Source organism: Novosphingobium sp. HNCC26DJ243 (genome assembly GCF_057180545.1).
On record NZ_JBXUGN010000002.1, the window covers coordinates 403,748 to 423,653 of the forward strand.

17 protein-coding genes are annotated in these 19,906 nt (G+C 63.5%); 4 read left to right on the forward strand and 13 right to left on the reverse strand.

The features are described from left to right. The first annotated feature begins 98 nt into the window (after positions 1-98). A complete protein-coding gene (locus AC2A04_RS09470) occupies positions 99-1,310 on the forward strand; it encodes a sigma-70 family RNA polymerase sigma factor (RefSeq protein WP_484212075.1) in 1,212 nt (403 codons plus the stop codon). 1 nt (position 1,311) lies between these two features. Further along, positions 1,312-2,919 (forward strand): NERD domain-containing protein, encoded by a 1,608-nt coding sequence (locus AC2A04_RS09475; protein WP_484212076.1) that lies wholly within the window; start codon positions 1,312-1,314, stop codon positions 2,917-2,919. On the opposite strand, the gene AC2A04_RS09480 is transcribed toward AC2A04_RS09475, so the two are convergent. From AC2A04_RS09480 to AC2A04_RS09525, 10 genes are all read right to left on the reverse strand, one after another. Further along, positions 2,900-4,618: a hypothetical protein gene (locus tag AC2A04_RS09480; protein ID WP_484212077.1), complete on the reverse strand. Its 1,719-nt coding sequence runs from the start codon at positions 4,616-4,618 to the stop codon at positions 2,900-2,902. The genes AC2A04_RS09475 and AC2A04_RS09480 overlap by 20 nt on opposite strands. Next, on the reverse strand, positions 4,615-7,710 hold the full coding sequence (locus tag AC2A04_RS09485) for a helicase C-terminal domain-containing protein (RefSeq protein WP_484212078.1): 3,096 nt from the start codon (positions 7,708-7,710) through the stop codon (positions 4,615-4,617). Before AC2A04_RS09485 ends, AC2A04_RS09480 begins: the two co-directional genes overlap by 4 nt. A 43-nt stretch (positions 7,711-7,753) precedes the next feature. Beyond that, positions 7,754-8,179: a very short patch repair endonuclease gene (locus AC2A04_RS09490; protein ID WP_484212079.1), complete on the reverse strand. Its 426-nt coding sequence runs from the start codon at positions 8,177-8,179 to the stop codon at positions 7,754-7,756. A 39-nt stretch (positions 8,180-8,218) separates the two neighbouring features. Further along, complete coding sequence (locus AC2A04_RS09495; RefSeq protein WP_484212080.1) at positions 8,219-9,883, reverse strand: DNA cytosine methyltransferase; 1,665 nt, start codon at positions 9,881-9,883, stop codon at positions 8,219-8,221. Between the two features lie 90 nt (positions 9,884-9,973). Next, the gene (gene rlxS, locus AC2A04_RS09500; protein ID WP_484212081.1) at positions 9,974-11,950 is read right to left on the reverse strand and encodes a relaxase/mobilization nuclease RlxS; all 1,977 of its coding nucleotides are present in this window, start codon (positions 11,948-11,950) and stop codon (positions 9,974-9,976) included. A 251-nt stretch (positions 11,951-12,201) separates the two neighbouring features. Then, positions 12,202-12,594 carry a hypothetical protein gene (locus AC2A04_RS09505; protein ID WP_484212082.1) on the reverse strand — a complete coding sequence of 131 codons (393 nt, stop codon included), beginning with the start codon at positions 12,592-12,594 and terminating at the stop codon, positions 12,202-12,204. A 179-nt stretch (positions 12,595-12,773) separates the two neighbouring features. Beyond that, complete coding sequence (locus AC2A04_RS09510) at positions 12,774-13,382, reverse strand: lytic transglycosylase domain-containing protein (RefSeq protein WP_484212083.1); 609 nt, start codon at positions 13,380-13,382, stop codon at positions 12,774-12,776. Next, positions 13,370-13,954 carry a S26 family signal peptidase gene (locus AC2A04_RS09515; protein ID WP_484212084.1) on the reverse strand — a complete coding sequence of 195 codons (585 nt, stop codon included), beginning with the start codon at positions 13,952-13,954 and terminating at the stop codon, positions 13,370-13,372. Before AC2A04_RS09515 ends, AC2A04_RS09510 begins: the two co-directional genes overlap by 13 nt. Further along, positions 13,941-14,180, reverse strand: coding sequence for a helix-turn-helix domain-containing protein (locus tag AC2A04_RS09520; protein WP_343890339.1), 240 nt, complete (start codon positions 14,178-14,180; stop codon positions 13,941-13,943). Before AC2A04_RS09520 ends, AC2A04_RS09515 begins: the two co-directional genes overlap by 14 nt. Before the next feature lie 333 nt (positions 14,181-14,513). After that, on the reverse strand, positions 14,514-14,813 hold the full coding sequence (locus AC2A04_RS09525) for a DUF736 domain-containing protein (RefSeq protein WP_343890338.1): 300 nt from the start codon (positions 14,811-14,813) through the stop codon (positions 14,514-14,516). Positions 14,814-15,140: 327 nt separating this feature from the next. Here AC2A04_RS09525 and AC2A04_RS09530 point away from each other — a divergent pair, with 327 nt between their 5' ends. Then, a complete protein-coding gene (locus tag AC2A04_RS09530; RefSeq protein WP_484212085.1) occupies positions 15,141-15,545 on the forward strand; it encodes a thermonuclease family protein in 405 nt (134 codons plus the stop codon). A gap of 51 nt (positions 15,546-15,596) precedes the next feature. Here the strand turns inward: AC2A04_RS09530 and AC2A04_RS09535 are convergent, their stop codons facing one another. Further along, positions 15,597-15,839 (reverse strand): hypothetical protein, encoded by a 243-nt coding sequence (locus AC2A04_RS09535; RefSeq protein ID WP_484212086.1) that lies wholly within the window; start codon positions 15,837-15,839, stop codon positions 15,597-15,599. A 209-nt stretch (positions 15,840-16,048) separates the two neighbouring features. On the opposite strand from AC2A04_RS09535, the gene AC2A04_RS09540 reads away from it, so the two are divergent. Next, on the forward strand, positions 16,049-17,020 hold the full coding sequence (locus AC2A04_RS09540) for a restriction endonuclease (RefSeq protein ID WP_484212087.1): 972 nt from the start codon (positions 16,049-16,051) through the stop codon (positions 17,018-17,020). Here the strand turns inward: AC2A04_RS09540 and AC2A04_RS09545 are convergent. Together AC2A04_RS09545 and AC2A04_RS09550 are read right to left on the reverse strand one after the other, a co-directional pair. Then, a complete protein-coding gene (locus tag AC2A04_RS09545; protein WP_484212088.1) occupies positions 17,017-17,964 on the reverse strand; it encodes a hypothetical protein in 948 nt (315 codons plus the stop codon). The genes AC2A04_RS09540 and AC2A04_RS09545 overlap by 4 nt on opposite strands. Before the next feature lie 157 nt (positions 17,965-18,121). After that, entirely contained in the window at positions 18,122-19,879 is a 1,758-nt protein-coding gene (locus AC2A04_RS09550) for a ParB/RepB/Spo0J family partition protein (protein ID WP_484212089.1), read from the reverse strand. Between the last annotated feature and the right edge of the window lie 27 nt (positions 19,880-19,906).

Sequence of the window (19,906 nt, forward strand, 5' to 3'; positions counted from 1 at the left end):
CTTTGCAACTTGTTGTGATACCGTGATGCGGCTTGCGGCGCTGGGGGCGGTCAAAGGATTGCAGCGCCGCCAGGCTCGCTTGCCGAGAAGGGGGGCATGTGGAAGATGCTGAGCTCGGCACGGGCGACGATCCAGACGTCGAACGGGCCGCTGAAGACGACGACGATGAACTGATCGACTTGTTGTCCGACGGGGACGAGGTCGACACGGACGACTTCGCAAGGGTAATTCGGCCGGACTTCGTCACAAAGGCTTTCAAGGCCCTTTCCGCTGACGCGCAGAGAGGCGGCGGAACGCTGGCGCGCGCCGATGTGAACCGGACCTATTTACGTCGCAAATTATCGATCGCCGAGTGCGTCGAGATTGAGACCCTATTGGCTTCCGCTGGTCATGAAATCATCGAGGAGGAGGATGAGCCGTCGCTCCAAGACGGAGCTAGCGCAGCCAATGCCCGTCGGAAATACCGCTATCTCAACGAGACCGAGGAACGTGAACTCGGAAGACGCATTCAACTCGCGCTCCAGCTCCCGGAAGATACGGATGGCCTCGATGCCGCCTACGTCAGTCGTGTTCGAGCGGACGCTGACAAGGCAAGAGCGACATTTGTAGCCGGCAATCTCCGGTACGTGGAAATGCTCGCCCGACGCCGCGGCCAGAAGAAGCACCTGGCTCTCGAGGATCTTGTCCAGGAAGGCGTCATCGGGCTGATGCGCGCGACCGACCTATACGACCCCGAGCGTGGTTTCCGGTTCAAAACATACGCGACATGGTGGATCGAGCAGCGAATCCGCCGGGCGATCGCGGATGGTGATCGCCTGGTCCGGCTGCCAGTCCATCTCCAGGAGAGGTTGACCCGAATTAGACGCGCTGAGGCGAGACTGACTTTGGCCAATGGGAAAGCTCCGACACCTGACGAACTCGCGATCGCGATCGGCATGGATTCTGAGCGTTTGATGAAGTTGCTGTGGCGCGTGCAGGCGACGGACTGCGTCGAAGGGGATGCGCCGGTCGGTGAGGACACAACCTTGCTCGCGCTCGCTGCGGATCCGACGGATTCTGCCTTCGACATGGTGTCTTACAAAGAGCTCCAAGAGCGTTTCCGCGACATCCTCGCGACACTGACTCCTCGCGAGGAGCGCGTGTTGAGGATGCGGTTCGGCATCGGACTCGATCGCGATCACACGCTGGAGAGCGTTGGCCAGGAATATAGCGTGACAAGGGAACGTATCCGGCAGATCGAGGCGAAGGCCCTCGGGAAACTCAGGCATTTCGTCCGCAGCACGCGCCTTCGCGGTTTCCTGGACAACTGATATGGCGCGTTACATCGGTCTGGGTTCTGACGAACCCATTGAAGATTCCGAACGCAGGGTCGCGGACGCTCTGCGGAGGTTGCCTGACGGATGGATCGTGTTGCACCACGTCAGCTGGCAGTCGAAGCGCGGAGGCCGTCAAGGTGATGGCGAGGCGGACTTCATCATCCTCCATCCCCGCAAAGGCATGGTGGTCTTCGAAGTCAAGGGTGGCGGGATTGAGGTCGACCGCGGCCGGTGGGTGACCACCGATCGGTTCGGAAAGCAGCACGACATCAAAAATCCGTTTGAGCAGGCGACCGCTTCGAAACACGCATTGGTCGGATGGCTCCGGGATCACGGTCTCGGCCCGCGCGTCCGCGTGGGCCACGCGGTGGTGTTTCCCCACATGGACGCGATCCCATCGCTCGGGCCTGCCGCGCAGCCTCAGATCACGTTCGGCAAGCCGGATTTGCTGAATATCGACGCCGCGATCGCGCGTTGTCTGGCGCACTGGTCGCTTGAGGCGAACCTTCCGCCGAAAGACGTCGAGAAAGTGATCACGCTTTTGGCGCCTACCGTTTCGGCGTCGCCGACGCTGTCCAGCGCCAGTGGGGACGCAGAGGCCAACCTGATCGTGTTCACAGCCGAGCAGATAGAGGCATTCTCACGCCTACGCGCCCAGCGAGGTGGATTGATCATCGGCGGCGCCGGCACTGGGAAGACCGTATTGGCGATCGCGCGGGCTCAGCAGCTGGTCAAAGATGGATTCCGGACGCTGCTGGTTTGCTACAATGAATTGCTCGGTGCCGAATTGAACGAACGCCTTGGTCAAGATTCCGGACTCACCGCCGGCACGTTCCATGCGTTGTGCCTCCGGGAGGCGCAGCGTGCAGGGATCGCCATATCGAACGCGCGTGACCAAGCATGGTGGGAGGATGAGGCTCCGTCCCTGCTCATCGATGCGTGCTCACGCAATGAGACGATCTACGACGCGATCGTCGTTGACGAGGGGCAGGATTTCTCACCGATCTGGCTCGCTGCACTCCGATGCGTGACCCGTGGCGTGGAAGAGGCTCCGTTTTTTGTGTTCGCGGATCCACGCCAGGATCTATGGCGACGCGGTTGGGATCTCGCTGCCGACTATCCGTTCGTCTGGCAGCTGACGCGCAACATGCGGAACACCTTGCCGATCGCGAAGCGTGTCGCGGCGATCGTGGGTGGGGACGCACAGGGCCGCGGAATTCCGGGACCAGCCCCGATCTGGAGAGCGAGCGAGGGCCCCGCGAAGGAAAGGGATGTCGTCAACGCGGTGGAACACCTGCTCGACGAAGGCTTCGGTCCGCAGAATTTGGTCGTCCTCTGTGGCTCGGCACGAATGGCAGAACGGTTGCGGGAGCGATCGATCGGTCCATTCTCCTTCGGACCATGGGGAAGCCGCGGTATCCCGGTCGAGACGGTCTCACGGTTCAAGGGACTTGAATCGCAAGCGATCGTGCTGGTCCTCGACGGGCCGTTCGCGACCGATGGCCGCACGTCCGCTTATGTCGGTATGAGCCGCGCCCGCAGTGTTCTCGTTGTTGTGGGCGATGAGGCCGATCGATCGCCGCTCAGCTGGGAGACGCCGTGATATCGAAATAGCCCAGTCCGCCGGCTAGCGCCTTGCGCGACAGTCGCGTGTTAAACATCCGGCATGACGGCTCGCCAAGATGCAGACAAACCGCGCAGGCCGCGCCCGTATCCTCGCAACCTGGATCCAAGGCACATCGATGCTCATCATCGACCATCCCATCCAACAGGTGATGGAGGTCGGATTCGAACAACGCCTGGAGACCGCCGAGCACGAAATCGCCCCGGGCGGCAGCATAGACGAAAAATGACAGCGCCGTGGGCAAGACGACTTCCGAAAGGGAGCTTCGCTCGATGCCGGCATAGACGGCCGCGCGTTTGATCAACGCGTGCGAGATCGAATGGACGAGTTCGATCACGCTTTCCGTCAGTGGATTAGGCCGGTCGATCGGACCCATCGCCGACAGGATCGCCTCGGCCGCCTCGCGACTGCCCAGGCCTTCGGGAAGCGCGAACCCCCGTTGGACCAGCCAGCGGAGAACTGTCTTCGGGTTGAGCTTCACCAATAGCGCCTCTGTCTGCGCAAGGTCGCCGTAGACTATGTATTCGCCGGTCTTCTCGCGATAGGTGCGCAGCCTGCTGTCGCCGGGATTGGGCTTGCCCCGCGTATAGCCGAATTGAGCGGTCAGGACTGGGAACCTGTCGATCAGCTCGATCCTCTCGATCCCTGCTCGCTCTAGGGCGCGAGGGTATTCGGACCGGTACTGATCGCGAAGTACATCGGAGGTCGATCGACCCAGCAGGTCAGCGATCGTGATCCGGCTCTCAAACGTCGCCAACGCTACCTGCTTCGCCTGGCGTTCCGCATCGGCCCGCAGCTCTGGTTCGAGTTCCAACGCGCGTTTGCCGGAATCCGTCGTGTCCGGCATCGCGGCCAACATCGCCGTGATCGTCGCCTCGTCGAAGCCGCGGTCCTCTAGAAGCTTACGGATCGAACCGGGATTCTGGGCGGCGGCCGACTCCGTAAGTCGCCTTCCGACCATGCCTTCGAGCATCCACTCGAGCGCGCGTTCTCCGCCGCCAGCCTGCTCGATGCGGACAAGTATCTCGCGTCGAGGTGGATTGATCATACTGATCCCACGCGGCTTGAACACATTGCCCGATCGGTGGACGGTGAACGAGAGCACCCCTCCTAGGGCGCAATCACAAGAAGCTCCGAAGCCGCGGTCGAGAAACGTGCCCGGTGGACACTCCGGACAATAAAACACCAACTCAGCCGCCGAAGCGGTGCCAGGGAAGCGTACTGCCCGTTGCTTATGCTGGGGGCATTTCCTGACGTAGGGGGTTTTGATGGCTCCGCAGGCTTCATGGTATCCGACAAAGGGGAGCTGGCCGCGACGAGCCGTTGCGCCACACTTGCATTTCCCCATGGCATCATCGTGGAGCCTTTTGCATCGCTGGCACATGAAGAGGCGGGGAAACGGCTCGCAATAAACGCCCTCCTCCCGGTTCAATGCGTGGACGCGTACCGGGCGATGGGCCAGCAGGTCATCGACAAAACCACCGTCCTGGCTGGGGCTTGCTTCCTTCCAAGGATAGGCGGCCCGGATCAGCTCCTCCCGGAGCGCACCGGTGTCGATCGCATTCACCGTTTTCGGATCATTCCATCTCTTGACCTTCCAGACGCCACCACCGGCATCGACGGTCTGCTCGGGAAGGTGGCCGAAGAGTATCTGCGAACCGCTCCTGAACTCCTTCATAGCGTGCTGTTCCCCTTCAACGGTGCCTGCTCCTCCACATCGCGCAGTGAGGTCATCGGCGATCCGGTCGGGGAGGCATCTGAGGGGAATCTCGCATCGGCCGGGGGTTCGCGCAGATTCCGCGCGAACCCCTCGAACCAACCATGCAGCTGCGCCCGCATGAACTCGTCATGCTCATCAATCCCGATATCGGCCGCGATCGACCGTTCATCGTCGGCAAGCATGTCGGGGTGGGCTTGCGTATATCTGTTCAGATCGCGGATCATCGTGATGCGCGCGTTCGAAGCCGGCTCGTGGATCAAGTTGATCCTCGCCATCTCGAGGCCCGATATCGTCCTCTCTAAGACCCGCCGGCTCTTGCGTGTGATCGGGATCGGTTCGACGAACCTGTCGCCGTGCGATACGAATTCCGGGAACGCGCGATAGACGCTCGCGTCGCGCTCCCGCGTCATCTTGGGGACGACAACGACGAGTGCGGGCCACTTGCGACCGACGCGCGCGGTGGCTTGGATGAACTCCGCGACCCCAAGCGGAAAAGCCAACATGATCATCACATTGAGGCGGTCGATATCAACACCATGTGACATCATAGATGATGCTGCGATCAGATGGAGGCGGTCGTCGTAGCGCTCCTCGGCAGTCTCCAGCCGATCGAGAATCCTCTTCACCTCTTCGAACCCGACCCTGCCCGTCAATGTCGCGACATTCGGGGGTGGCTCAAGCTCCGCGTACTGAGTCTCCGATGATCGGACCACAGCGTCGATATCCTGGAGTGTGTTCCCGTAGATCACATTCGTCCCGTAGAGGTCGACCAGGAACGGGGCGAAAGAGGCGTCCATCCCAAGCTCGGCACACAATGGCTCCGGCTCGGTGACCAGCCGACGGATTGCGCTTTGCAGTGTTACGATCAGGCGGTCCACAACGAACTCTACTGTCAGGCGACGTGGCGCGAACGCGACGTAACGCCGCATCACCTGAGCGGAATCGGCCGCCCAGAATCCCTGCCCGTCAACGGGAGGCGGTTGGGGGAACACCCGCGCCTTCCGCCGATAGAGGACGTCGACCTGTTTGGCATATCCGGAGAGCGTCGCGGAGGACGCGAGGATTTTCGGCCGATGACCGGTGAGTTGCTCCTGGATACCGTCGAGCGCGCACTCGTAATGCGCATCGACGGCGCCCAAGCTATCGCGAAGGAGATGCAGCTCGTCCTGGAGACGGAAACTCACCGGGTAGAGATCGGGAGCCATGGGGAGTGGCCCCGGAGCCCCGCCGGGACAATCCGGGACGAAGCAGCCGTTCGGGAACATGCTCCGTGTGGCGTAGGTATAACCATGCCCTTCCACCGTGCATTTGCCGTGGGGGCTTGCGACAAGGCCCCTCATCCCGGTCTGGCGAGAGATATTGGCTGCTTTGTCGAGCGTGCCGATCACGATGGTCGGCAAGAAGCGCCATAGCTCATCGTCGATCACATGGATGGGCAGCGGCGCGCCGGCGGTCGGGCACGCCCTGTTCGAGCAGATATGGTCGAGACGCCACAGCAGCCGGTCGAACTCGGTCCCGACCGTGCGCTCACGACAGAAGGGGCATCGATCCAGCAATAGATATGGATTCTGCTTCTCCTCGACCGAATCCGCGTCGACGCCTCGCGGCGATGCCTCCTTCAGGATTCGGTTGGGCGTTGCTGCGCCTCCGACGAGGAAGCCGAGCGAGAATGGATCCCCCGCCAAACCGACTTCGCGGCGGACCATCTCCGCCGCCGCCAATGCGTTCGCGAAGCGCTGGGTCTGTTGCAGGGAGAGAAGCCGCAACGGGAATCTCGACCAAGCGGTGATGCCGGAGATTTTGCCGCGCTTCCTGTCGAGGAACGCGGCGGTGAGAAGTAATCCGAGGTAAGTCTCGGTCTTACCGCCACCTGTGGCGAACCACACGATGTCGACGATCTCCGCCTCCGCGACCGGATCGACAAGACATTGTAGGTTCGCCAACAGGAATGCGAGCTGGAACGGTCGCCACTCGTCGTATTTGCCAGCAGCCGAAAGCCGCATCGCGCGGTTCATCAGCTGGAACGATGTCCGCAGGTTCTCGTCGGTCTCCAAGGATGAGACGCCCACCCTGACCCGCTCCAGTTCGGACCTGAAATCCTCCTGCGCCTCCCTGGCCTCCTGGCGCATGCCTTCCGACCAACCCTCGGAACCGGCGCGCCGGGAGAGCACCGCGTCGGACCAGACGTCCAAGGACCAGTCTTCGAAGGACCGGAGGAGTGCACGGGCGCTTTCGACCGGATCGGCTGCCAACCCAGCAAAGGTGAGATCCGGTTTCTGGTCTGTCGATGGCCAGAACAATTGTCTCTGCTTGGTATGTGCTGGACCGTCGCTGGTTCGGATGGTGTCATCATCCTCAATGTCGAAGCCGCAATTGATCCCGTAGGCCTGGACATTGCGATCATAGCGGAAGGAGTCGGGCAGCGTCTCAAGCTCGAACGGCAGTCGCGGGAGGCCGGTCACCTCCAGTTGTGCCTCAAAGAAACGGCCGTCCGCATAGTCGGCAACCTCTTGGCTTGTGTTGACGAAAGTGATTTCCAATGCCCGTGAGGAGGGCGTCCGCCCGGTTATCCGGACCCGGATTTCTCCGCTCAATCCGGAGACGCCCGCCGTCGCCAGAGCGTCGGTGATCGCATCGGCGCCGAATACCTGGTCACCTTGCCGATCTTCAACGAGGATTGGGAGGCTGACGACCACCGGGTCCGTCTTGTCCCATGCCCATCTAAGGCCGCCGCCGTCATCCGACCGCCTTCGCTTCCAAAGCCGGCTGCTGACGCTTACCTCGAATGATTGTGGGAATCCCGCGGCCGGCCTGATCCTCAGCCCGATAGCACACGGTTCCAATCGGTCCTGCCGTTCGTCAGGACGAGTCACGAAATCTTTCGGCCCAAGGCGGCCGAGCCAGAACCGACCTGTGGGATCGACCTGGGAGAAGGTTTCCTCGTCGCCTCGAGCCTCGATCATGACACGCCGCTCGAGCCATCCGACGAAGCGCTCGGCGGCCCGATAACGAGCAGCTTCTTGATCCGAGCCTTCGATCCAGGTCGTCATGCGGAACCCCTTCCGACAGTGTACGGAATCGAGGCAATGCCAATCAGACGCTGAACCTCGGTGGCCCAAGGAAATGCATCAGCTTTTCGATGAGTGTACGCTCGTCCTCCAACCCGCATTCCCATAGCGTCAGCACATCCCATCCAGCGGCCCGCGCCGCTTGGTCGAGCCTGGCGTCACGTTCCTTGTTCCGTGCGAACTTGGTTTCCCAGAACTCGGTCCGCGACTTCGGCATACGGAACGTCGCACACCCTTCATGAGCGTGCCAGAAGCAACCATGGATCTGGACGATTTTCCGGCGACGAGGGAAAGCGATGTCTGGTCTGCCAGGTACTCCCTTCAACTGCACACGGAACCGATATCCCATCGCGTGCAACAGCCTGCGGACCGTCAGCTCGGGTTTGGTGTCCGATCGCCTGATACGGGACATCACCGCGCTTCGCTGCTCGGGCGAGAGTGGATCAGTCATCAGATTGATATGGGAGCCGACATGGAGAAGCACAGGGGGTCAAAACGACGCGCGACTATTCCGTCCAATGCGATGTCGTGCGTGCGCCAGAAGAAGTGGATTCACCGTTGATCCGACGAATAGCCCCGCCAGGATCGTCGCCGCGTTCCTGGCGAGCTTGGCCAGGCCAGGCAAGGTCGCCGCCGCTGAACCATGCTGATGACGGATGATCGCTTCAATAAGCCCTGGCGCTTCGTCGGCGTGCGCGGCGATGGCGTTGGACAGCGATGTCCCGATCTCGTCAAGCTTATCGAGCAACATGAATGCGCGGGTGCCGCCAGGACCTTGATGCGTCCAGAGAGACTGCATGTTCGCGATGTCAGCCGTCGTGACGAAACGGCTGACCTCTTTCAGATGGGGGGCGACAGCCGCTTTCAAAGCCGGCGAGGCTTCTGCGAGGAGGCGGCTCGCTATGTCGTCGTTCAGAGGGATCGAGTGGATCGCCTTCGACGTGCCGAAATAGAATGCGACGCTCCAAGTGACGACGGCGCCTGAGCAATCATTACTAAGCTCAAACCGCACCCCACTCTTCAATTGCAGGCTCGGGATGGCGAATTTGAATGTCCTGTTAGCGGGATAGCGCGCTCCGATGCGATCCGGTGGCGTTTCGACCGGTATCGGCCTCGGGCGTTTGAGCCCGCGTGCGGCTTTGGAGAGAGGCGACGCTTCGCTTGCCGGCCGCCCCTGCAGAACTTGGCCCATTAGATAGGAGAACGCCGGCGGAACCGCGTTCCCGATCATACGTAGCTTTTGACCATAATTGGCGCCGTAGAATTGGAACGTGATCGGGAAACCCTGGAGGCACGCTCGTTCGCGCAGGGTCAGGCGCCGGTAAGCGTCGGGTCGATTCGGGACTGCGATCACGATGCTCTCACGCGATACCCGCGTGCAGGTGGCGGTGATCGTCCGGACCGTCCTGTCCAACGGATCGGGAAAGGGCATGGAATTGTAGACGGTATGCGTCATCTTGTTGGCTCGGTTGATCCTCACCTCTTCGACGCTCAGGAAATCTTCTTCGACGTGATCGATCAGCTCGGCACGCTCCATCTCAAGACCATAAATTGGATCGACGACCGGATTCGCCGCGAGAGCGGTCACCACCTCACCAAGGGTGGGACTACCTACCTCCGGTTTGAATGACTTGAGCAGATCGAGATCGAAGTTGCCGGCGATGCAACGACGTCGGCGCTGTGGGATTCCGAACTCCGCCATGTCCACTACATGGGTAGCGCATCCGAGGTGCGCGAATTCGGCGAGAACGCCGCCAGGTTCGAGTTCCTTTTCGATGATCTTCGCGACGCGAGGGACGTTCTCCATCGCCCACATCCTCGGCTTCAGATGGTCGACGATCGTTAGGAAGCAGATGATGTCTTTGAGGCCATCCGCGAGGTCGCCGCCGCCGCCCCTGTTGCTGAAGGAGAACTGGGTGCAAGGAGGACTTCCAACGACGATGTCGATGTCGCCAGGCAGATCGTCGAGTGACAGACGGCGGATGTCGACGGTTTGGGCCTGATGGGAGTTATTCTTGAAGTTGGTCTCGTTAGCCGGCCCCCAAAGCTCGTAGGAGGCGACAACCTCGACACCGGCAAGGCGAAGGCCGAGCGACCAACCGCCGACGCCGGAATACAGATCGATGGCTCTCGCTCTTTTCGCCTTTTGTGACACTCCGCCCCCACCTTGATACATGGCCCTCCTTGAATAGATCCTCGCGGTGTTTGGCAAGATCCTTTATCGCGACGCCACTGAAAAAAAGCCTCAGCCGATCTCGGGAACGCTTCGATCGCGCCCGAATCTCCAGGTCACTCCGTCGGGACGCACGATCCCCGATGCTGTCTTGCCTAGCTGGCGTTCCAGCACCGGACGCCAGGGCACCAGCGTAAATTCCCGGCTCTTCTCCACCACCGCAAACCGACCGCTGGTGAGATCGACCCGCCGCACCAACCTCCCTTCGATCGCATCTCCTGTGCGCATCTCGATGAACGGCTTGCCGAGTTCGCCAGCCAGCTCGTCGCCGGCACGAAGGAGCTCACGTCGCTGAAGCATCATGATCGCGTTGGCGCGGAGCCGGATGCGATCGCCATCGACATCCGCGAGTTGCTGCTCGACCAGCCACTGCTGCCGGCCCGCCATAGCCGCACGGACGTCGCGCCCGAAGCCGGCGTCACGGATCGGCAACGGAGATTGCGATGCCAGCTCTCGATCGACCCAGGTTGCCGCGTCGGCTCCTCGAAGCTGTTCCAGTGGTTGCGCTGACAGGGTCTCGACCTCGACCGGCTGGTCCCGATGACGGCGTGCCTCGAAGGCGGCGGCACGATCGACATGATCCTCCGCGATCGTCCAAGTCCCGTCCGGCTCGCGCTCGACGCCAGCGCCCGTCCGCCGCATCGCCTCAAGCCGCCGCACGTGGGTTTCGGCGAACGCCTGCGTGGCCGAGGGGTCATGCCGCAGATGCAAATCAGTAGAGTATCGCCCGTCATTCGCCGCCGCCACCTCGGCGACGACCCGGTCGGCGTCGCGAACCTCCAGGCTTCGCGCCGACACCCGCACGATCGCGCCGTCCGGGATCGGTGCCACGGCATCGCCCCGCCCGATATCGACATAGTGGGCATGCCCATCGACGCCATCGACCAGCAGATAGTGGCGGTCACGGTGCTCGTCGGCGAGACCGCGCGCGATCACGCGGCCAACGACCGGTTCCGGATCGATTTCCCCGGCTCCGAATAGGCTCCGCCCGATCCACGGCCGCTGGAGGCTCCGGGCCGTCAGCTCGCGTTGCATCGTGCGGATGATGTCGCCCCGTTCGCCGAGCGCGCGCAGTTTCCCCTCCAGGTCGTCGGCGAGCTGCCAGCGGCCACCGCCGACATTCTCGGCGAGGCCCATGCTCGCAAGCTTCTGCAACCGACCGGCCCGCAGCGACTGCTGGAAAGGATCGCGCTCGGCGGATGTGACGAGGCGATCGGCGTCCATCGACCGGACCAGACGCCGGTCGATCGCGGTCAGCCGTTCCTCGCCGATATCGTGCCGAAGCCGTGCCTCGATTTCCTGGTCGGTGCGCGGCCCGAGATCGAGCGTCACCAGCTCGGCCGCGCGCTCGCGAATGCCGTGCGAGATATATTCACGGGCGATGATCAGATTCTGGCCGGTGTCGTCGACGCCGCGCAGCATGATGTGCGTGTGGGGATGGGCGGTATTGAAGTGGTCGACCGCGACCCAGTCGAGCCTGGTGCCGAGATCGGCTTCCATCTGCGTCATCAGCCGTCGGACATAGGGCTTGAGATCGGGATATTCCGAGCCATCCTCGGCCGAGACGATGAAGCGGAACTGATGGCGGTCGCCATCGCAGCGCTGGAGGAAGGCCTTGCCGTCGGCCGTGTCGCGTTCGGCCGAGTACAGCTCTCCCGGCGCACCCTCGCGGGTGACGCCGTCCCGCTGGATGTAGCGCAGGTGTGCGCGCGCCGCAGGCATCCCCTTGCTGCCTATGCGGACCAGGCGCGTCTTCACCACCGCGCGGCGCGCGCGCAGCCCGCCGAACCGATCGCGGCTGGAAAGCAGCCGCCCCATGCTCGCACCACGTCCGATCCGGCTGCCGTCGAACCGCCGGCTTCTGATCGCGCCCTTCTCGGCCGATCGGATCGCCGCGCCAACGACGCGGCCGAGGTATCGGCGGGCCTTCTTGCCGCTCCGCTGACGCTGGCGGCCCAGCCGGGGCGTGAACTCGTCGTCCTCACTCACGACCCACCCCGGTCTCGCAAATTGGCGGCGAAAACGGCGGATTTCCGCCAGTCCTAATGAGCATGTCTCGCGCGCCGCGCGGCATGTCTCGTGAAAAAACGATGTGCAGACAATCACTTGGCAATGCCTGCGAGGCATTGCCTTTCTCTTGCTTTCGCCTTCTTCCTTCTTCTCCCTCTCCTCGGCTCAAAACAAAGGCCGGGACACGATGCCGACCCGGCACCGCGCCCCGGCCCGAAATGCGCAGATCCTCACGCATCCGCGAATGCCGCCAAAGCCTGCTTCCGCCGCCCAAATTCGCGCTTGCCCATCACTCCGTGCGCGTTTCCATCGCCATCGACGATCATCACCGCCACGAACCACCGGCCATCCAGTCGCCCGAAGATCCTAACCCGATCCAGGTCGATTTCATCTTCGTCAGTGGTCTCATAGGCGCCGATCCAGCGCTCCTGATCCCGCGCATCCCAGAGAAAATCGGTTTCCTCGGCCTCCAGAAACCGATGCGCCAGAGCCTCCCCGACATCGTGGCCGAACTCGATCTCCAGCCCCGAAACCAGCGCCGCCATCACGCGATCCGACGCCACCGAAATGTGAAACATGCCCATGATCATCTTCTTCGCTTCTGTTCTCCTGATCGAGAACATCGTGAAGAAGACGGGTGGCGGAGCGGCTGTCAGGGCCGCGGAGCGTAGCGGAGCGCCGCGAAGCGGACGTGGGGGGAACCGATTTTCGCAGAAAATTGGGGGGCACCCACGGGCCTTGATAGACGCTTCGGCAGCCGTCATGCTGGGCCTGTCGAGACGAGCCCCTCCCACGCCCGGGATCATGGCCCGACCTTCCGGACAGCAAACAAGGACGACTGCGCCTCACGAACCGTGGGCGAGGCTTGATCCCCGGAAACGATGCGCCGGACGACGAACAGCGGGGGCGGAACTGCTGCTTGACTGGCCAGCGAGGACGGCTGCGACGTGCCGCCAACCGTAACGAGATAGGCCACCGTCTCGCCGGGGAGCTGCCGATGACCGGCAAGCCAGGCGGCATAGGCGCCCGGTCCCGCATTGTAGGCGCCGAACAATCCCGGATAGCCGAAGCGGTCATACATCAGCCTCAGGAAACACGTGCCGGCGAGGATGTTATCGCGCGGATCGTCGGGATTGGTGCCCAATCCGAGGCGCACGCGCATGTCCGTCCAGGTCGCTGGCATGAGCTGCATCAGGCCCATTGCGCCGGCGCGACTTCGGATCGGGCGACCATTCAGCGTCGTGTAGCCCCGGCTCTCGGCCCGCATGACGCGCTCGATCCAGCTCGTCGGAATACCGAATTTGGTCGATGCCTCCTCGATCATCGGCCGCCAGCGCCCGACCTCGTCGGCTCGCGCGGCAGTGGCGGCCAGCAGCAGCATGGCCGGGAGCAATCGGGTCAGCGCGCCCATAGCAGCCGCGCCTTGCCGACCACCAATCCGCCTTCGGTCACGCCGAAATAACGGCCGTCGAAAGACGCCGGACTGCCCGGCATGAGCAGGAAGAGCTGGTGGCCGCGAAGGCGCACACAGCCGCTCCACCATTTCATCGGCCGGCCACTGGCGTCGGCAATGCGCCGCTCGACCACCCATTTTCCGTTGACGAAGATTTCCTGACCGAGCGCGCAGACCTCGTCGCCCGCCACCGCCGCGACGCGCTTCACCAGCGGCACGTTGGCGGGAATGTAGCGCCGCTGCGCCGCCATCATCCGCCACGGATCGGGCACCCGTGCGATGACCATGTCGCCGGGGTCGACGGACGCTCCGGGGGTGACGGCATAGAGGCCGATCGGCGCGCTTGCGCTGGCATTCCACACCAGGCGCGGGGCCGGCGGAAACGCCGTCGTCAGCCCGAGCAGTACGATGCCGACGCCGGTGATCGCGATGCGACGACCGAGGAGCCTGCGCCGCTGCTTGTCGGCGCGAAGCTGATCGCCCCAGTCCAGTAGCGGTGTCGTCGAACCACGAATGTCACGCCTGGTCATGGTCGCGGCCTCCCATTGACTGGGCCTTCGACCATGCGTCGAGATCGTCGATATGATACTGGACGAAGCGGCTGTGCAGCCGGAACACCGGCCCCTTGCCGGCGCGGCGAAGCCGCTTGAGCAGGCGGCTGGAGAACTTCAGATAGGCGGCCGCCTGATCGGTATTGAGGTAGGGGGAGCCGCGTTTCGCGCGGGTCGCGCGGGAGATGTCGTCGTCGCTGTCCATTCTTCCTGTCCGGGTCCGAAAGCGACGGCGATCTGCCGTCGCTGACACCGGGAATGGCGGGCGGGACACTGGTTGCGGAGTGTCGGAATCGCGACCTGCGTTTTCGACACACCTGATGCGCCGGGGCGTGAATGCCCCGCGCGCCGGAGCGCGCGGGGCTCGCCTTCGCCGGGAAGAGCGGTGTGGGTTATGCCGGGTGGCAGGGGATTTGTCGGTCCCGTGCGACGGTAAGCTGACGGTGCAGACGCCCCCGCCTGCAAGGTCTCTCGCGAGCTATGGCAAATCCGGCTCACCGCTCGTGCCCCGCGCGCGGTGGCGCGCGGGGCATCCGGTTCAGCGCGACCAGATGAGCTTGTGCTCGCCGTCGTCGCCCTGGCTGAGCGTCGCGTAGATCGGAGCCGGGAACGACGGATCGTCGAGCTTGAGGCTCAGATATTCCGCGCCGGTCTCGCGCGCCGCCTTGGTCCACGCCGCCCCGAATTCGACGCCCGAAGCGCTGACCCGGTGGTCGGGCGACTTCTCGTTGTCGCGCTCGCAGGGGCGGATGCTCGCCTTGACGCGAAGCGTCAGGGTCCGGATTTCGCCGGTGTAGACGCCGTTTTCGCCGCGGGTGAAGCTGCCGATCTGTGCCATGATAACCTCCTTCAAGTGATGCGATGCCGCCCGATGCGGCCTCGACAGGCGGTCGATCAGGCGGGCGGAGGACGGTCCCGCACCCGCAGGGCCGCAGCACAGCGGAGGACGGCCAAAGCCGGGCTTCTTGCCTCGCGAGGAAGGCGAGGGAATCCGAGCCGGGGAAGAAGGTCGGCGACGCCGTTGCGGGACCGGCGGACCCCGCCAGACCCGCCGAGAGAGAGGTCCGTTTCGGGCGGTAACCGGACTGTTGGAGGTATGCACAGCGTGGGCGACGCTCGACAACAGGTGCCCTGCACGGCGATAATCATCGCCATGCTTCGCGTCTTGTCGATCATCATCATTGCTGTCGCGACGGGAATGTCGCCGCCGGTCGACGCCGCCGACTATGACGGTTCGGGCCGCGTAGCGTGGGTGACGGACGGCGACACGTTCCGGTTGGAGAGCGGCGAGCGGATCAGGATCGCAGGGATCGACGCCCCGGAGACCCACCGCGATCAAGCCAAGTGCACAGGCGAGGTAGCGTTGGGATTGCGCGCGAAGGGTCAGGCCACGGCACTACTCGCGGGGCGCAACGTGACGTTCCGCCGGGTCGGCCGGAGCTATAACCGCACCGTCGCCGCCGTCACGCTCGACGGTCGGGATGTCGGATCAGAGCTGGTCCGGATGGGCATTGCTGCTTGGTGGCCGCGCGGCCGACCGAAGCCGGCCTGGTGCGACCGTACCGGCTGAGGAGGCGGTGGCCGCTGCCAGCCCGGATTCGGGCTGGCAGGGTTCGTGTCGTCAAGGTTTCGGTTCGAACGGCAGGGTGCCGCCGATCGCCGCAAGCTCGTCGAGCAAGCGGTCGGTCTCCTCGATCAGGCGCTGTCGTTCGGGGTCGAACTCGCCCTTCGAGCCGTAGCCGCCAACGAGGACAGCCTTGGCCTCGATGGCGGAAATATCGCCGAGACGGCGGTGAATCTGGCCGAGCCGGTTGTTGATCTGGGCCTCACGGACCGGCTTTGATTGGGAAATGTTTGTCGTCATTGAAATACCTCTGGCCACCGAGTTGAAGATGGGGCCAGTCTATTTATCTTCGGCGATCCGCCACCTCGGTCGACCGTGAAAATAAAGTGCCTCCAGGCCCGCCATTGCGTGGCAATTGGCGCCGATCGATGAAGCTGTTGGGGCTGCTCTGGCAATTGGGTGGATGTGGTTGTCGAGTTAAAGCGATCACGCGGGGATGAACGGTGCAATTGACGAACGACGAATGCGATGAGCTCGATCACGAGATCGGTCGGCTGGCGGGCGAAGAAACCCTCGACCCTAGGACCGCGGAGGCCGTGTACGGCAAAATCTTGACGCCGTTGCTGCGTCAGGAGGGGTACGAGCTAAAGCAAACGTCGCAGACTAATGATGCGGGCATCGATTTTTACGGCGAACGTCAAGCTGCGGACGACGCGTTGGAATCAGAGACGTGCGGCATTCAGACGAAATATTATCGTCGGTCCACGATCGGCGTCGAACAGGTCCGAGCGGTAGCCGGCGCTGCGATGTTTCAGAACATCGCCCGGGCCATTCTGGTTGCCAATCGTCCCTTTAGCCGGTCCGCCCGTGCCGCCGTCGATCGGGAAATGCCGCTGAAGATTGAACTGCTGGGACTAGAGGAACTGAGCAGCTGGGTCGCTCGGTATCGTCTTGAAACACCGGATATAGAGGGTGAGGTCCGGATCATTCTGCGCGATCTGAGCGCGCGGCTGGCGCACATGATCGCGCGCGACAAGGGCACGCTCGCACACCTGGAATGGCGTGATGTCGAGCGCGTCGTGGCCGAAGTCTTCGACGGGATAGGGTTTCAGGTCACGCTGACGCCGGGGTCGAAGGACGGCGGCAAGGATGTGGTTCTCGCCTGCACGGTGAAGGGGCAGCAGGCGGAATATTATGTCGAGATCAAGCACTGGCGGTCATCGACGAAGGTCGGGTCGGGGGCGGTCGAGAAGCTTCTTAAGGTCATTGTCGAGGAGAAAAAGGCGGGCGGCCTGTTTCTCTCGACCTACGGATTTACGGAGAATGCCTTCGAGCAGCTGACCACGATCGATCGCCAAAAGCTGCGGTTTGGGGATCAGGATCGCATTGTGACCTTCTGCCAGACCTATGTGAAAGCAAAAGCGGGCCTGTGGTCACCGCCGCGCAACCTGGGTGAAGTTCTCTTCGAAGACGAGAGCTAGGACCGCCCTTGTCGGCGTCCGAACTGACCAAGGAAGTCCAGCGACGTGTCGCGGTCGGGTACGCCGGGCATGCCGTGGATCATCTCTTCGACGAGATGGCCGGGGCTCGAAAACTGCAGATGCTTCGCGGCGCGGTATTCCTCGGTCACGTCGGGCCGGTCGGAACGGTAGAAAAGCTTGTCGCGCGCGTAGATCTGGACGACGCGATTGAGCGCCTCGGCCTCGTCCGCAGCGATAACGAGGGTCGAGAGCCGTGGCTCGACCGTATATTGCATCGGTCGAGCATAGAGGACAGCAAGGCGCGGCGTGAGGGGCGCGAGGATGTTTGGCGCGTGTGGCGCGCCGCTCGGCGATGTCAGATTGTGATAGAAACCGTCCCCGAACACGAATTCGCGGTCAGGCGACAAAATGGCGGTGGCCTTGCCGCGCACCCCGAACGCCTGCACCGCGCGGGCGTGCATATCCCGCATGTTCATCGCGATCAGGCTGTTGCGCTCCCACTCAGGCAAGGGGCCGCGAAAGCGCTCCGCGATGCCCACACAAGCTTCGCGCGTCATCGGGCTGCGGATGGCGAGCGACGTAAGAGACTCGACCATCTGGCCGAAGCGCACGTCAGAAGAGGGCTGCGGCAGGAACCGACTTCGGCGCGGCTGACCAGGTCGCGCCTCGAAGGTGAGGCCTTCCAGCCAGTCGATCACCGCCGGGAATCCGGCGTCGGCTTGATGAAAAACTGTCTCGAAATTCTGATCCCACGGAGTCGGTTCACTGGGCTTGTTACCCAGCTTGATGAAATGACCGTTGCCGATCACCCCGAATGATTCCGGCCGCGCGCGACGCTCTTCGCCGGTAGGAAGCAGCCAGTGCACGCCGCCGTCTTCGTCGGCCCATCGCTCCGACACGCATTCGGGCCACCAATGGTGGCGTTCTGACTTGGTCTTGCCCATGCCTCTTAGATAGGTGACGTCGCAGGCTGCGTCATGGGTGCTGGGCTGCACCAACGGCAACCACAACATTTTCCGCGCGTCGCCGCCGGAACGGCGGAGGCGCGCGGCCGGATTTTGAGGGTACGTAGGCGGGCGGGGTTTCCCCCGCCCGCGAGGATCACGCCGCCTGCTTCAACGGCTCCTGCTCGGTATCGGGGTCCGGCTCCGGGGTCCGCGCCGCCTCGACCTTGGCGTGGGCGGCGACGGTGCCCACGCCGCCTCGGCTGGTATAGGCCGATGCCGGGAAGCCCAGCCATTTCGGCACCCAGCGCTCGACCTTGGTCCGCCCGTCCGCACCATCAAGATGGTCGCGGACGATACGCTTCAGGGTCTTGGTCTTCTCGCCCGCATTGGCCGTGGCGACCGTCTCGCCCGCCACTTCGGCGACGATCCGGGTCAGCACTTCCTTGTCGCGGATCAGCTCGAAGAATGGCGCGTCTGCCTGCCACCAGTCGGCCATGTCGACGCCGATCTGCGTTCCCGCCGCCGCGACGGCGGCACTGCCGCTGGCCAGCGTCTCGCCCATGACGACGGTGATGACCTCCATGACGATGGCGTCGGGAAGGTCGATCAGGCGCAGGAAGATGCCCGCCACGCCATAGTCGTCGCCATTGCCGCCGGTGACGGTCGGCTCCTCGGGCGAGAAGTCGAGCACGCCAAGCACGGCGCGGCGGCGCTCGTCGAACAGCGTCTCGCCGCGACAGGTTTCGAGGCTTTCGCGGACGTCGTCGTTGCGCGTCACCTGCGGTTCGGGCGCCACCCGCCACAGATGCGACCCGCCGATGGCGTGGGCGACCATCAGGCGCAATGCGATGCCGGGATGCCCAAGCAAGGCGGCGCGGACGGCGGCGTGGCGGTGAAGGTCGAGATAGGTCTGCATGGTCGATGTGACCTCCGGGCGCGCCAGTTTCGCGGGTTCCGGGCCGTCGCCGCGCGCGGCGCGCCGGGCTTCCTTGGCGGAGAGATAGCCCTCGTGGAAGGTGACCTCGCCGGTCGAACGGACATCGACATAGACGCGCCCGCCCTTGCGCTTCGGGGCTTTCTCATATTCCCACGAATGGAAATGCTCGGACGCGGGGACGATCACGACATCGCTCCAGCCTTCCTCCAGATAGGCCGCTCGGCGGGCCTTGATGGCCTCGTTCTGCGCGGTCCAGAAGGCGTCGGCATCCGCGAAATAGCGGTCGTCGCCGAACAGGTCGGCGACGGTCGCGCCCTTGAACCCGTCCAGATCGAACAGCGCGAAGCGGGCCGGGATCGACTGCCCGCCGAACAGCCACGCCTTCAACTGGTGCCCGGTCGGCACATAGGTTTCCGGGTCATCATAGAGCGCCAGCCACGCGCGTTGCTGGCTCTTGCTGGCCAGCGTCAGGTGGCGGACGGTGGCGCGGTCGATCTTCTCCGCCGCATAGAGGCTGCGGACACGCGGCAGCAGATTGCCGAGCGCCAGCACCCGCGCGATGGTCAGGTCGGGAAGGCCGAAGGTCGCGGCGATGTCGGCAACGTCGCGGCCTTCCTTCACCAGCCGGGTGAAGGTTTCCCATTGCGTGACCTCGTCGGCGTCGAGACGGGCAAGGTTCTCGATCATCGACGCCTCGATGGCGGCGGCGTCATCGGTTTCGGCCAGGATGCGACACGGCAGCGGCTCGGCCTCGCCGGTTTCCTGCGCGACGATCCGCGCGGCGTGGAAGCGCCGCGCGCCCGCGACGATCTCATAATGGCCGTCCTGACAATTGGGGCGCACCAGCAATGTCTGGATGATGCCGCGCTTGCGCACGGTCGGCAGCATATCGGACACGTCCGGTGCCTTTTTGCCGTAGCGCATGTTGGTCTTGCTGACGGACAGCTTGTCTTGATCGATGAAAACGAGTGTCATGGCACAACTCCTTGCGAGTGCCGGTCC

Bases quoted from the DNA above. Each gene is read 5' to 3' on its own strand.
- AC2A04_RS09480 (WP_484212077.1), bottom strand. From the start codon at position 4,618: ATGAAGGAGTTCAGGAGCGGTTCGCAGATACTCTTCGGCCACCTTCCC.
- AC2A04_RS09505 (WP_484212082.1), bottom strand. From the start codon at position 12,594: ATGTTCTCGATCAGGAGAACAGAAGCGAAGAAGATGATCATGGGCATG.
- AC2A04_RS09535 (WP_484212086.1), bottom strand. From the start codon at position 15,839: ATGACGACAAACATTTCCCAATCAAAGCCGGTCCGTGAGGCCCAGATC.
- AC2A04_RS09515 (WP_484212084.1), bottom strand. From the start codon at position 13,954: ATGACCAGGCGTGACATTCGTGGTTCGACGACACCGCTACTGGACTGG.
- AC2A04_RS09485 (WP_484212078.1), bottom strand. From the start codon at position 7,710: ATGACGACCTGGATCGAAGGCTCGGATCAAGAAGCTGCTCGTTATCGG.
- AC2A04_RS09490 (WP_484212079.1), bottom strand. From the start codon at position 8,179: ATGACTGATCCACTCTCGCCCGAGCAGCGAAGCGCGGTGATGTCCCGT.
- AC2A04_RS09550 (WP_484212089.1), bottom strand. From the start codon at position 19,879: ATGACACTCGTTTTCATCGATCAAGACAAGCTGTCCGTCAGCAAGACC.
- AC2A04_RS09520 (WP_343890339.1), bottom strand. From the start codon at position 14,180: ATGGACAGCGACGACGACATCTCCCGCGCGACCCGCGCGAAACGCGGC.
- AC2A04_RS09545 (WP_484212088.1), bottom strand. From the start codon at position 17,964: ATGGGCAAGACCAAGTCAGAACGCCACCATTGGTGGCCCGAATGCGTG.
- AC2A04_RS09510 (WP_484212083.1), bottom strand. From the start codon at position 13,382: ATGGGCGCGCTGACCCGATTGCTCCCGGCCATGCTGCTGCTGGCCGCC.
- AC2A04_RS09525 (WP_343890338.1), bottom strand. From the start codon at position 14,813: ATGGCACAGATCGGCAGCTTCACCCGCGGCGAAAACGGCGTCTACACC.
- AC2A04_RS09475 (WP_484212076.1), top strand. From the start codon at position 1,312: ATGGCGCGTTACATCGGTCTGGGTTCTGACGAACCCATTGAAGATTCC.